The following is a 12,995-nucleotide window of genomic DNA, read 5'->3' as shown; positions in this document are numbered from 1 at the left end:
TTAATTGAAAATTTCAAATGGAGAGGTGATAACTCGTTTTAAAATATTAAAAGGAGAAAGGAGAATATCTTGAGCAGTTTTGGTTGTAATAGTTGGATTTTCAAGATCACCCGTGATTGAAAAACCAGTTGATATTTTTCCCTCTTTTCCTAATGTAATATAATTAACAATGGGAATTTTATTGATGATTCCAGTAAGGGATTTTGCTGTAATGAGCTGAGCATAAAAATCAATTTTTTGATCTTTTAAGGATAAAATGCCTTTGCCTTGAATATCAATAGATGAGCCATTAAAATCTAGATTTTCAATTGCCAAAAAATCTCGATTATAGCCAAAAGTGATATTTCCCTCTTTAAGATAATAGCCTTGATTGTTGAATCCTGGGGCTTTAAAAGTAAGTAAGGAAGGGATTGTGTCTATAAAAGCCATAAGATTTTGTAGAACACTAAGTTGATTAATATTAGCATTTAAGATTCTAAGTTTTCCTATTAAAGCACCTTTTGGGTTGGTGTTGGCGTTAATGGAAAATCTACCTTGTGTAACAATATTTTTATTAGCTAAAGCATTTATAAAAGCATCACCAAATTCTTTTGCATCAATTGTAATATAATCTTCTTTTTTATAGACTTGAGCTTCGCCATTTTTGTGTTTAAGCGTGAATTTAAGTTCATCTCCCACCATTGAAAGAGAAAAATTATCGTTTAATATGGTGTGATTCTTAAAATGTAAAGGGCTATTTTTTCCAATCACAAAAAGTGGAGAATTTACATTAGAATTAGTGTTAGTTTGAATATTATCTAACACAACAATAAGATTTGTTAATTCAAGTTGGCGTTTTTCTTTGGTTTTATGGAATTTAAAGTTTGAATCATCGCTATTTAATTGCAAATTATCAGGAGTGTAATGAAAATTTAGTAACATAGTTTCTAGCGGTTTATTGTTTTTATCTTGTAGGAATTGCTGATTGCTATGAATTAAAAATTTTCCCTCAAACTCTTTAAAATCTTTAGTGTTAATTTGAATTTCACCGCCTGAAATTTGATATTCTTTAAGTATTTTGGAAAAAGGAAGTAAGGAGGAGAGATTAGTGATTTTTAGAGATGAGTTTTCTTGCAAAATTCCTTGAAAATTGATAGTGGGAAGATTTATGAAGGTTTGTGAATTGCTACTAAAATCAACTTCAAAAGGAAGTAATTGATTTTGAAACGCAAGAATTTCGGGAGAATTTTTGTCTAACACGAAGGAATGGGTTAATAAATCTCCATTAATCGTCTTTTGGTTGGTATTTATAATAAAATTAAGATCCGCTCGCAAAAAATCTCCATAAAATACATTTTTTGCAGAGACTTTAATAAGATTATCTTCTGCGCTAACAAGCAAAGATTCAGAATTAAATGTTAGAGCATTAGAGAGTATTTGGGTATCTTCGGCTTTGAATATGCCTTTGTAAGTAACAGAATCATTTTTTAGATTAACCTTTAAAGCTAGGTTGGTGTCAATTTTTGCTTTTGGAGCTTTAATAGGAAGTGAGATATGATAGCTCTCTAAAAGGCTTAAAATAGTGTCATCTAAAGGAGTTTTTGTTTGAATAAATACTTCTAAAGTAGGGGATTGAAAAATATTACTAATAGCAACTTGGCTACCTTGTAGATTAATGTTTTTGTAGGTTGGCTGATTAGGGTGAAATTCCAGTGTATTGTTTTTGAAAGTAAGCTGAATATTGGGAGAGAGAATGGGGGATAGCCCTTTTTGAAAAGTTACTTTAGCATTTTGAATTTCTCCTAAAACATAAAGAGATTCTAAAGAATCGTCAATGAGATTTTTAGAGTTTAGGGGGAGCTCAAGGGAGAATTCTTTTATTTTAGCAGAAGTAATTTGATAGTTATCAAAAATCCATTCTTTAAGCATCTGATTTTTAAAAGGTGGCAGTAAGGGGAGTAGAAAATTAATATTTTCAAAAGTATCGCTAAAACCATTTAGGGTGATTTTGTTGAAATCTCCTTTAAGATTTAGATTTAAATTTGCGAGGATTTTATAGGATTTCTTGTCTAGGAATTTTAGTTCCCCTTGAACATCGAAATTATTCTTAATAAGATTATATTGACCGCTACCATGATAGTAGATTCCATATTCTTTTAAATAAATATCTTCAAAATTTATTGTAATTTGCGAAGAACTTTCTAAAATATTTAATTTAGCATAAATTTGTGGGAGATTGACAAGAAAATGTTCTCCATCATAAGACAAATTAGCCTGATAATCATTGAAAATAATATGATCGATTTTGATTGTTTGGAAGTATTGTAAAAGTAAGTGGAAATTTTTTAGGTATTGAATTTGTTCTTCTAAATCGTTTGAGGTGGAACTTGAACTTTGGATGTCTGATAGATTTAAAGTTTGTATTTTCAAAATGAGTTTTTTATCTAATCTTAGATAGAATTTCTCGATTTGAATTCCAGCAATATTTAATTGCTGAATTTTAATTCCGTTATAAAGAAAGGTGTAGAGCAAAATGAATGCTCCTAGTATAAAAGATAAGAAAAAGATAATTTTTAGTAATTTAGTTGATGTTTTTTTCATGATAGTGATAGTCTTATGTTTTTATTTGCAAATCCCTATTAACTCAAGCAGAATCGTTTATATTCCGCAAGGAGGAACGAATGAGATTATAACATATTTAGATAAAAATAATTTTGATGTCAATCGATTTGATGGGTATATGTTGCATTTTTTTGGTTATTTGCAAAGTGGTTGGCTTAATATTGGTCAAACACGACTTACAAAAGGGGATTTTTTGTATGGCTTGATGAACTCAAAAGCAGCACTAGAGGATATTACTTTGATTCCAGGTGAGACTTTGTATTTTTTTATTGATGAAGTTGCTAAGCAATTAAATCTTGATTCTAAAAAATTGGAGTTATTTTATAGACAATATGCACCTTATGAAGATGGAGTTATTTTGGCTAATACCTATAAAATCCCCAAAGGTATTAGCGAAAAGCACTTAATGTATTATTTGGTTAATACCTCGCTTAAAGAGCATAAAAAATGGGCAATTAAGTTTTTGGGAGAATATGATCAAAAGCAGTGGTTTAGATATGTGACGATTGCTTCTATTATTCAAAAAGAATCGGCTAATACAGAAGAAATGCCCTTGGTTGGAGCTGTGATTCACAATCGCTTAAAATTAAAGATGCGTTTGCAAATGGATGGTGCGTTAAATTATGGTAGATTTTCTCATACTAAAGTTACCCCAGAAATGATACGAAATGATACAACCTCTTACAACACTTATCGTTATAATGGAATACCAAATACGCCAGTTGGAAGTGTTAGTTTTAAGGCAATCCAAGCCGCGATTTTTCCTGCTAATGTTGATTATTTGTATTTTGTGAGAAATAAAAATGGTACACATTCTTTCTCAAAAACCTACAAGGAACATTTAAATAATTTCTCACAATAGTAAAAATAAAAAGAAAAATCTTAAAAATAAGATTTCTTTAAGAAAAAATAATCAAAAATACAGAATAAAAAGTTAAAGAAATCTTTGCTTTTTAGCTTAGTGCATCATTGGCGATATCGAAAGCATATTGTCACAAGGAAAGAGAATGGAAAGAGTAAAAAGAGTAGGCATTATTGGAGCGGGAAATGTAGGTTCAACTTTGGCTTACATTTTATCGGCTACAACACCTTATCAAATTGTTTTGCGAGATAAAGACAAAGATAGGGCAAGGGGTATGTTGCTAGATATGTTTCAAGCTTCTTGCGTGGGAGAAAAATTTGCAAAATTAGATGTGATTGCTTCGCCTAAAGATTTGGGTGGTTGTGATGTGATTGTTGTAGCTGCAGGATCTCCTAGATTACCAGGAATGAGCAGAAATGATTTGTTATTTGCTAATGCAAAGGTAATTAGTGAAATCGCAAAAGATATTAAGGAAAATTCTCCTGAAGCTATTGTAATACTGGTAACAAATCCACTGGATGCTATGGTTTATACTATGTTGCAAGAAACGGGATTTAATCCAAGGCAGATTCTAGGAATGGCAGGGATTTTGGATAGTGCGAGAATGGCTAGTTTTATTTATGAAAAATTACAATGTGCACCAGGACAAATTGTAGCGCCTGTAATGGGTGGTCATGGCGATGATATGGTGCCATTGCCTCGCTTTTGTATGGTAAATGGAGTTCCATTGAGTGAGCTTTTAGAAGAAAGTCAGATTCAAGAAGTAGTTCAACGCACAAGAAATGCTGGAGCAGAGATTGTCTCTTGTCTTAAAAAGGGATCGGCTTATTTTGCTCCTGCTAGAGCGACTGCAGAAATGATTTGTGCAATTATGAGTGATAGTCATAAGATTTTACCTTGTTCTGTTTTATTGCAAGGCGAGTATGGTTATCGTGATGTGGTTGGAGGAGTGCCTGTAGAGCTTGGAATCCATGGAATTGAAAGAGTGGTAGAATTGAAATTATTGCCAGAAGAAAAACAGCAATTTGATAAATCAATCCAATCTGTCCAAGATTTGATTGATGCACTTAAAGTAGAATATTTTAATTCCTAATAAGGAGGCGATGATAGGTTATAATAAATTTTGTGAATGCCAATTTTAATAAATTTTTCTAAGGAGTTAAGTATGGGATTATTAAAAGCACCTGAAAATACACCAGTTTGGGTTAATGAAAGTCGCTGTAAGGCATGTGATTTGTGCGTAAGTGTTTGTCCTAGTGGCACACTTGCTATGCGTTTAGATGAACATAGAGTATTGGGTAAAATGGTAGAAGTTATTAACCCAGAAAGTTGTATTGGTTGTTGTGAATGTGAGTTGCATTGTCCTGATTTTGCAATTGCAGTTGCCGATAGAAAAGAGTTTAAGTTTGCAAAATTAACTGATGAATCAAGACAAAAAGCTGAAGCAATTAAAGCCAATGGTTTTATGGCATTATAAGGAGATTAAAGTGAGTAGAGAATTTATTTCAAGTGGAAATGAATTGGTTGCCCATGCAGCAATTGATGCAGGTTGTAAGTTTTTTGGTGGTTATCCTATTACACCTTCAAGCGAAGTAGCACATGAAATGAGCGTTCTTTTACCAAGAGAAGAAGGATCGTTTATTCAAATGGAGGATGAAATTGGAGGAATCTCTGTTGCGCTTGGAGCATCTATGAGTGGCGCAAAATCAATGACAGCGACCTCTGGACCTGGCATTTCATTAAAATCAGAACAAATTGGCTATGGTTTTATGGCAGAAATCCCTTTAGTAATTGTTAATGTTATGCGTGGTGGTCCTTCTACTGGATTGCCTACACGCGTTGCACAAGGAGATGTTGCTCAAGCAGCTCATCCTACTCACGGAGATTATCAATCTATCGCTCTGTGTCCTGGTAGCTTAGAAGAAGCTTATACTGAAACAGTTCGAGCTTTTAATTTAGCAGAAAAGTTTATGACCCCAGTATTTTTATTGCTAGATGAGACTTTAGGGCATATGCATGGTAAAGCAGTTGTTCCGGATTTGGCAGAAGTGCAAAAAAGTATTGTTAATCGCAGAACTTTTAGTGGCGACAAGAATACTTATAAGCCTTATGATGTGCCACAAGATGAACCAGCTATTTTAAATCCATTCTTCCAAGGATATAGATATCATATTACGGGTCTTCATCATGGACCAACAGGATTTCCAACAGAAGATGCAACTCTTTCTCAAAACCTCATTGATAGATTGTTTAATAAAATTTTATGCAAAAGAGATGAAATTGTAACTTATGAAGAATATTGCTTAGATGATGCTGAGATTTTATTGATTGCGTATGGTTCAACTTCAAGAAGTGCAAAAGAGGCAGTTGATAGACTAAGAAAAGAGGGAGTTAAAGTTGGATTATTCCGACCTATTACACTATGGCCTTCTCCTAGAAAAGAATTAGAAAAGCTAGGGAAGAGATTTGATAAGATTTTGGTTGCAGAGCTTAATAAGGGGCAATATGTAGTTGAAGTTGAGCATTCAATGAAAAAAGAAGTGCAACTTCTAGCTAAAGCAAATGGGCGACCGCTTTCACCAATTGAAATTGCAAATAAAATAAAGGAGTTATAATATGGCATTTAATTATGATGAATATTTGCGCGTGGATAAAATGCCAACACTATGGTGTTGGGGATGTGGAGATGGTGTAATTTTAAAAGCGATTGTTAGAGCTATTGATAAATTGGGCTGGAATATGGATGATGTATGTCTAGTTAGTGGTATTGGCTGTAGTGGGCGTGTTTCCTCTTATGTTAATTGTAACACAGTTCATACAACTCATGGTAGAACGCTTGCATATGCCACTGGAATTAAACTTGCAAATCCAACTAAAAAAGTGATTGTAGTGGGTGGTGATGGTGATGGTTTGGCAATTGGCGGGAATCACACTATTCACGCATGTAGAAGGAATATTGATATTAATTATGTTTTGATTAATAACTTTATTTATGGATTGACAAATTCACAAACTTCACCTACTACTCCAAAGGGAATGTGGACAGTTACTGCGCAGTATGGAAATGTCGATCCTGCTTTTGATGCATGTAATCTAGCAAGTGCAGCAGGAGCAAGTTTTGTAGCCAGAGAATCAGTATTGGATCCTAAGAAACTTGAAAAAGTTCTGGTGGAAGGATTCCAACATGAAGGATTTAGCTTTTTTGATATTTTTAGTAACTGCCATGTGAATCTTGGTAGAAAAAATAAAATGGGTGAGGCAGTTGATACGCTTAAATGGATTGAAAATATGATTATTTCTAAGAAAAAATATGATGATCTAAGCGATGAAGAAAAATTAGGAAAATATCCTACTGGTATTTTATTGCATGATACAAATAAGATAGAATATTGCAAAGCTTATAAGCAGGTGCAAGAAAAAGCACAAGCTAAAAAAGGAGGTGCTAAATGAGAAAGCAACTTCGTTTTACTGGTGTAGGTGGGCAAGGGGTATTGCTTGCAGGTGAGATCCTAGCAGAAGCTCAAATCCGCAATGGTGGTTATGGGGTTAAGGCAGCTACTTATACTTCACAGGTGCGTGGAGGTCCAACAAAAGTAGATATTTTGCTAGATGATGAGGAGATTTTATATCCTTATGCTAATGATGGGGAGGTGGAGTTTATGCTCTCAACTGCTCAAATAAGCTATGATCAATTCAAAGGTGGTTTAAAAGAAGGGGCGACAATTGTGATTGAACCTAATCTTGTAACTCCAAACGATGAAGATAGGAAAAAATACAAAATTTATCCTATTCCTATTATTACAATTGCTAAAGAGGAAGTTGGAAATGTTGTTACGCAATCTGTAGTAGCATTAGCAATCACTATTACATTAACAAAATGTGTGGATAGGGATTTGGTTTATGATACAATGATTAGCAAAGTTCCCGCAAAAGTGATAGAGCTTAACAAAAAAGCTTTTGAATTGGGCGAAAAATATGCCAAAGAAGCTTTAGAAAAAGGTTCTTCGTAATTTTCTTTTTTGATATTCTCTCCTTGTTTTAAATAAGGAGAGAATATTTATACTTCAAATCTTAAAAATCTGTATTCAAAAGATAAATCAGCTAAAAATCAGTTTCTTAAAGTGATTATATAAAAATATATATATTTGAAATGTTAAAAAAATATTGACTTTAGAGGTTGTATCAATGTAAAATTATTCAATAAAAAAACAGAGCAAAACTTTATTTTTGCGCCTTAAGAATAAAATTTTAGGATTCTCACAATGGATATTGAAAGATTGCCTTTTGGGAATTTGCTTTTGGATAAAGCAGATATTAATTATGAACAAAAAATGAAAATTCTCAATCAAACACAAGAAATTCTAGACGACTTTAAGTTGGATTCTAGCAAAATTTTGGAGCTTGATAATAAGCTTGCTATTTTTTATGATGGAGAAGAGGGGATTGCAGCATCGGTTTTAGGCTTTGAAAAACAAGCAAGTCAAGAGTTTGAAGTTTCTTTATTTGAGATTAGTAGCATTAATAGAGTTAATGGCTATTTAGGAAATTTTCAAGCTGAGTTAGAAAATGGCGAAATACACAACTTTTCTCAAGCGGTAATGTTTGTCTATGATGAGAATCTTTTGCGTTTTAATGGATTTTTTAGTGTGGCTGATTTTGATAATCCTGATTCACTAATGAGTGCTTTAAAGCAGAATCTAGGAGAATATTCTTACAAAGAAATCATTAGTTATAGGGATGATTTTTGTCAATATCATCACAGACGCGAAAAGTATTGCACTAAATGTGTAGATGCGTGTCCTACTTTTGGTGTGGGAGCTAATGATAGTTTGATGGAGCTTGTGTTTTCGCCTGTAGATTGTGTAGCCTGTGGAGCTTGTGTGGGGGTATGTCCTACGAGTTCTTTGGAATATGAAGAATTACCCAAAGAGGGCTTGGAAGAAATCGTGGAGTTATACCAAGGTCATAAAGTTTTTCTGTGTGATGTGGCAAGTTACAAAGAATTAGTTAATCAAGAAATCATATTAGATAGTAGTCTTACACCGCTTATTTTGCCTACTTTGAAAATTTTAAATGAAAATGATTTGTTGATGTTGCTTCAAACCACTCAAAATGAAATGATAGTGTTTGGGGAGAGTAGTGAGGCAATTAGTTTTGTTAATAATATTACACAGCAAATTTACAAAAGAGATTGTATTGTTGTTGTGGATTCTTTAGAGAAAATTAATACCTGTGCTAAAGAGCTCCAAACATTTGAGACATATTTGTATAAGAATCGCTATTCAAGATCACATCGTGAATCGTTTGCTCAAAGAATCCAATACATGATAAAAGACAATAATTTTGGGATTGCTAAGAGTGTTGCGCCGGTATTTTATGGGGATTTAAAAATAGAAGCCGATAAATGCACTTTGTGTTTGTCTTGTGTTGGGGCTTGTAATGTGAATGCAATTTTTGCCAAAAGTGATGATTTTTCTTTGCGGTTTAATCCTTCGCTTTGCACGACCTGTGGGTATTGTGTTGATTCTTGTCCTGAAAAGATTATGGAAGTTAGCCGCGAGGGAATGAGACTAGAATCAAGCTATTTTAAAAGTAGGGAACTTGCCAAAGATGTACCATTTTTATGTGTAGAATGCAAAAAGCCTTTCTCTACAAAGAAATCTATTGAAAAAATCAAAACAATGCTTAGTGCTTCTTTTAGTGCTAATCCTAAGAAATTACGAACTATTGAATGTTGTGCGGATTGTAAAGTAAAAGTGATGTTTCAAGATCAAGTAGCGCAGCATTTTGCAGAAAAATAAGGGTAAAAGATGTTAAATAAACTATCTAAAGAAGAGCAAATAAGCATAAAAAATGCAAGAATCTTATATTATGATTTTTTTTATGGATTCTTTGTATTTGAAGTGCTTGGAGATAGAGCTACAGTTGCTAAAAAACAGATTAATATTCTTAAACAATCTTCTTTGAATGAAGTGGTGGAAGCAGATTTTTTGCTTTTAGAGAATGAGATTAATCAAAATGGAATGGAAAATATTAAAGAAGAGTTTTCTAGGCTTTTTGCCTTGCCTTTTGGGGGAAAGCAAGTTGGAATGCACCTATCGCATTACTATGAGGGTTGTGTGGGTGGAGATAGCCTATTGAAAATGAGAGGGATTGTTAAAAAAAGTGATATTCGTGTGAATTCTAAAGAGTTTAAAGAAACAGAAGAGCATCTAGGTTTTTTATTTGGCTTTATGAGATATCTTGTAGAAAATGATGATGAAACTTTGGCTAAAGAAGTATTTTTGTATGCTAATCAAGCTTTTTTTCAGTTAGTAAAGGAGATTAATGAAAGAGAAGATTCAAAGTATTATTTGGCATTAGCAAGAATTTTAGAGAGCTTTTTGAAGTTTGAAGAGGAGATTTATACATAAAAGCATGAGTAATCTCACAAAGACTTTTTTGTTTAAAAAAGTCTTTTTGGGATTATCCCAAATCTCGAATTTAAGGAGCTTGAATGGAGAAGAGTAGGCGTGAATTCCTAAAAAACGCTACTAAAACTTCAATAGCTGTCGCTGGTGTGAGTGTTGCATTAGCAGGTTGTAGCAAAAAGGGAAGCAGTGAGAATCTGGTTCGTGGGAAGTCGCCCAAGACAGAGATTCTTTATCAAAAGACAAAACAATGGGATATGTATTATTCTGTTGCAAAATAAAGGAGGTTAAGCTATGAGTGAGACATTAAAAAGACGTCAAACAAGGCGTGCATTTTTGAAAATGACAGCACTTGGAAGTTTGGCTGGGGCTAGTGTAGCCTTAGGTGCTGATAGTCAAAAAACTATGCGTCCTGCAACTACTCAAGAGTTACAGGAAAAATATCCAAACTCTCAAAAAATCAAAACAATCTGCACCCATTGTTCAGTGGGCTGTGGAATCATTGCTGAAGTAGTTGATGGTGTGTGGGTTCGCCAAGAGGTTGCACAAGATCACCCTGTTTCTCAAGGTGGGCATTGCTGTAAGGGTGCTGATTTGATTGATAGAGCAAGAAGTGAAACAAGATTGCGCTATCCACTTGAGAAAAAAGATGGAAAATGGGCACGATTAAAATATGATGAAGCAATGGATAAAATTGCTGCTAAACTTAAAGAAATTCGCGAAGAGAGCGGACCTGATGCGGTTATGTTTTTAGGTAGTGCAAAATGTTCAAATGAGCAAAGCTACTACATTAGAAAATTTGCGGCTTTTTTTGGAACTAATAATATAGATCATTGCGCAAGAGTTTGACACTCCCCTACAGTTGCCGGTGTGGCAAATACATTTGGGTATGGTGGAATGACAAACCATCTTGGCGATATGATGTTTTCAAAATATATCTTAATTATTGGTGCAAATCCAGCTGTCAATCACCCTGTATCGATGGTTCATATTTTAAGAGCCAAAGAAAAAGGTGCTAAGCTTGTTTGTATTGATCCTAGATTTACAAAAACAGCAGCAAAATGTGATGAATTCCACCGCATAAGAAGTGGGACAGACATAGCCTTTGCATACGGATTACTTAATCACATTATTGCTAAAAATCTTTATGATGAGAAATTCTTAAAAGAGCGTGTTTATGGCTATGAAGAAATCATCAAAGAAGCACAAAAATTCTCTCCAGAAGTGGCAGCAGATATTTGTGGAATCCCAGCAGATGAGATTAGACATATTGCTGAAGAAATGGCAGCAGCTAAACCTGCTAGTTTGATTTGGAATCAAGGTCTTACTCAACACACAGTTGGAACTTCTAATACAAGAATTATGCCTATTTTGCAAATGTTTTTAGGCAACATTGGTAAAAATGGTGGGGGTGTAAATATCCTTAGAGGTCATGATAATGTGCAAGGTGCATCAGATATGAACAATCTTGCTGATTCTTTGCCTGGTTATTATGGTTTGGGTGAGCCGGCTTGGAGACATTTCTGCAAACACTGGGGTGTTGATTATGAATGGATGCTAGGGCGCTTTAAAAACAAGGAAATGATGGGTGCAACAGGTTTTGCGCATTCAACTTGGAAATTTGGTGTTTTAGATGAAGAAAATATGGCAAATAATGGAGGAACAAAGCTTAGAGCATTGGTTGTAATTGGTTCTGGTATGACAACGGTTTCTTTGCTTGATTTACAGAAGAAAGCAATGGATCAGCTTGATTTGGTTGTTTTTGTTGATCCTTATGTGAATGATTTGGCGATTTATAGCGATAGAACCGATAATCTATTTATACTACCTGCAGCATCTCAAATGGAAACAGCAGGTTCTGTAGCAGCGACAAATAGAAGTTATCAATGGCGAAGTAAGGTTATGGAACCGCTTTTTGAATGTCGTCCTGATGAAGAGTTTTTGTTTGGTTTAGCCGATCGACTAGGATTCTTAAAAGAATATCAATGGAGATTGTATGATATTGCAAAATCCAAAGGAAGAGATCAATTTATTTGGCCTGATGATGCAACAACAGAATTAACCCAAAGTATTCGCAGTATTGGTTTGCAAGGAATGAGCCCAGAGCGATTAAAAGCACACCAAGAAAATTGGCATATGTTTGATAAAGTAACTTTGGAAGGAACTGGTCCATTTAAAGGTGATTATTATGGGTTGCCATGGCCTTGTTGGAGTGATAAGCATCCTGGAACTCCTGTGATGTATGATGACAACATTCCAGTTATGCGTGGTGGTATGGGATTCCGTGTGAATTGGGGAGTTACAAGCCCAGATGGACAAAGTATGCTAACTGAAAGAACTCTGCCAAATGCTAAACACCAAGGTGGGTACGCTCCTGTAAGTGCTGCAAATGCTGAATCTTTGGGCATTAAGCTCACCGAAGAAGAAAAACAAGCAGTAGCAGGAACTACTTTTGCTATGGGAATTGGAAATAATATCCTAGTAGAAAAAGCCCTTGAAGCAGGACTTTGTCCTTATGGAAATGGTAAAGCAAGAGCAAAAGTGTGGAATTGGTATGATCAAATTCCATTGCACAGAGAACCATTGCATTCTGTGCGCGGAGATTTGGTAAGCAAATACCCAAGCTTTCCTGATAAGAAAAATCACTTTAGAGCAAATATTAAGTATATTTCTCGCCAAACAGAAAAAGATTGGGTAAAAGATTATCCAGTTAATATGCTTAGTGGGCGACTTGTGGCACATATGGGAACAGGTGCAGAAACAAGAAGTGCAAAATATTTGGCTGAAGTTGAGGGCGAAATGTTTGCAGAGATTCATCCAGATAAAGCTGCTGAAATGAATATTAGAAATGGTGATAAGCTTTGGATTTATGGAACTAATGGTGCTAGAATCTTAGTGCCTGCAAAAATCTCTACAAGAGTAGATTACAACAGCATTTGGTTACCGCAAAACTTCTCTGGTTTAGATCAAGGTAAATCAAGACTTGAAAATTATCCAGAAGGCACAAAGCCTTATGCTATCGGCGAATCAGCTAATATGATTTCAAGTTATGGATTTGATTATAATTCTGCTTGTCCAGAGACAAAATGCGGTTTATGTCGAATTGAAAAAGCACAATAAGG

At 34.4% G+C, this 12,995-nt stretch carries 11 protein-coding genes; 10 read left to right on the top strand and 1 reads right to left on the bottom strand.

The features are described 5' to 3' along the window. Window positions 1-2,511 (bottom strand): DUF3971 domain-containing protein, encoded by a 2,511-nt coding sequence (locus CCY98_RS00855; RefSeq protein WP_258437768.1) that lies wholly within the window; start codon window positions 2,509-2,511, stop codon window positions 1-3. Between the two features lies 1 nt (window position 2,512). On the opposite strand from CCY98_RS00855, the gene mltG reads away from it, so the two are divergent. The 10 genes from mltG (at window position 2,513) to CCY98_RS00805 (ending at window position 12,993) form a co-directional block, all read left to right on the top strand. Continuing rightward, a complete protein-coding gene (gene mltG / locus CCY98_RS00850; RefSeq protein ID WP_112056717.1) occupies window positions 2,513-3,463 on the top strand; it encodes an endolytic transglycosylase MltG in 951 nt (316 codons plus the stop codon). 145 nt (window positions 3,464-3,608) lie between these two features. Next, window positions 3,609-4,556 carry a malate dehydrogenase gene (locus CCY98_RS00845; RefSeq protein ID WP_112056716.1) on the top strand — a complete coding sequence of 316 codons (948 nt, stop codon included), beginning with the start codon at window positions 3,609-3,611 and terminating at the stop codon, window positions 4,554-4,556. A 72-nt stretch (window positions 4,557-4,628) separates the two neighbouring features. Beyond that, window positions 4,629-4,940 carry a 4Fe-4S binding protein gene (locus CCY98_RS00840; protein ID WP_112056715.1) on the top strand — a complete coding sequence of 104 codons (312 nt, stop codon included), beginning with the start codon at window positions 4,629-4,631 and terminating at the stop codon, window positions 4,938-4,940. A gap of 10 nt (window positions 4,941-4,950) precedes the next feature. Further along, window positions 4,951-6,078, top strand: coding sequence for a 2-oxoglutarate synthase subunit alpha (locus CCY98_RS00835; RefSeq protein ID WP_112056714.1), 1,128 nt, complete (start codon window positions 4,951-4,953; stop codon window positions 6,076-6,078). Window position 6,079: 1 nt separating this feature from the next. Then, window positions 6,080-6,913, top strand: a complete 834-nt coding sequence (locus CCY98_RS00830) for a 2-oxoglutarate ferredoxin oxidoreductase subunit beta (RefSeq protein ID WP_112056713.1) — start codon at window positions 6,080-6,082, stop codon at window positions 6,911-6,913. Then, complete coding sequence (locus CCY98_RS00825; protein WP_112056712.1) at window positions 6,910-7,473, top strand: 2-oxoacid:acceptor oxidoreductase family protein; 564 nt, start codon at window positions 6,910-6,912, stop codon at window positions 7,471-7,473. Before CCY98_RS00830 ends, CCY98_RS00825 begins: the two co-directional genes overlap by 4 nt. Window positions 7,474-7,725: 252 nt before the next feature. Next, window positions 7,726-9,264: a 4Fe-4S binding protein gene (locus CCY98_RS00820; protein WP_112056711.1), complete on the top strand. Its 1,539-nt coding sequence runs from the start codon at window positions 7,726-7,728 to the stop codon at window positions 9,262-9,264. A gap of 9 nt (window positions 9,265-9,273) precedes the next feature. Then, window positions 9,274-9,876 (top strand): molecular chaperone TorD family protein, encoded by a 603-nt coding sequence (locus CCY98_RS00815; RefSeq protein WP_112056710.1) that lies wholly within the window; start codon window positions 9,274-9,276, stop codon window positions 9,874-9,876. Window positions 9,877-9,959: 83 nt separating this feature from the next. Then, window positions 9,960-10,154, top strand: coding sequence for a twin-arginine translocation signal domain-containing protein (locus CCY98_RS00810; protein ID WP_005022838.1), 195 nt, complete (start codon window positions 9,960-9,962; stop codon window positions 10,152-10,154). 13 nt (window positions 10,155-10,167) lie between these two features. Continuing rightward, window positions 10,168-12,993 (top strand): molybdopterin-dependent oxidoreductase, encoded by a 2,826-nt coding sequence (locus tag CCY98_RS00805; protein WP_112056709.1) that lies wholly within the window; start codon window positions 10,168-10,170, stop codon window positions 12,991-12,993. The last annotated feature ends 2 nt before the right edge of the window (window positions 12,994-12,995 follow it).

Source organism: Helicobacter sp. 11-8110 (assembly GCF_003288905.1).
GTDB classification, from domain to species: Bacteria; Campylobacterota; Campylobacteria; order Campylobacterales; family Helicobacteraceae; genus Helicobacter_D; species Helicobacter_D colisuis.
The sequence above is the reverse complement of the archived record's forward strand: the minus strand, read 5'-3'. Positions and strand labels throughout refer to the sequence as shown.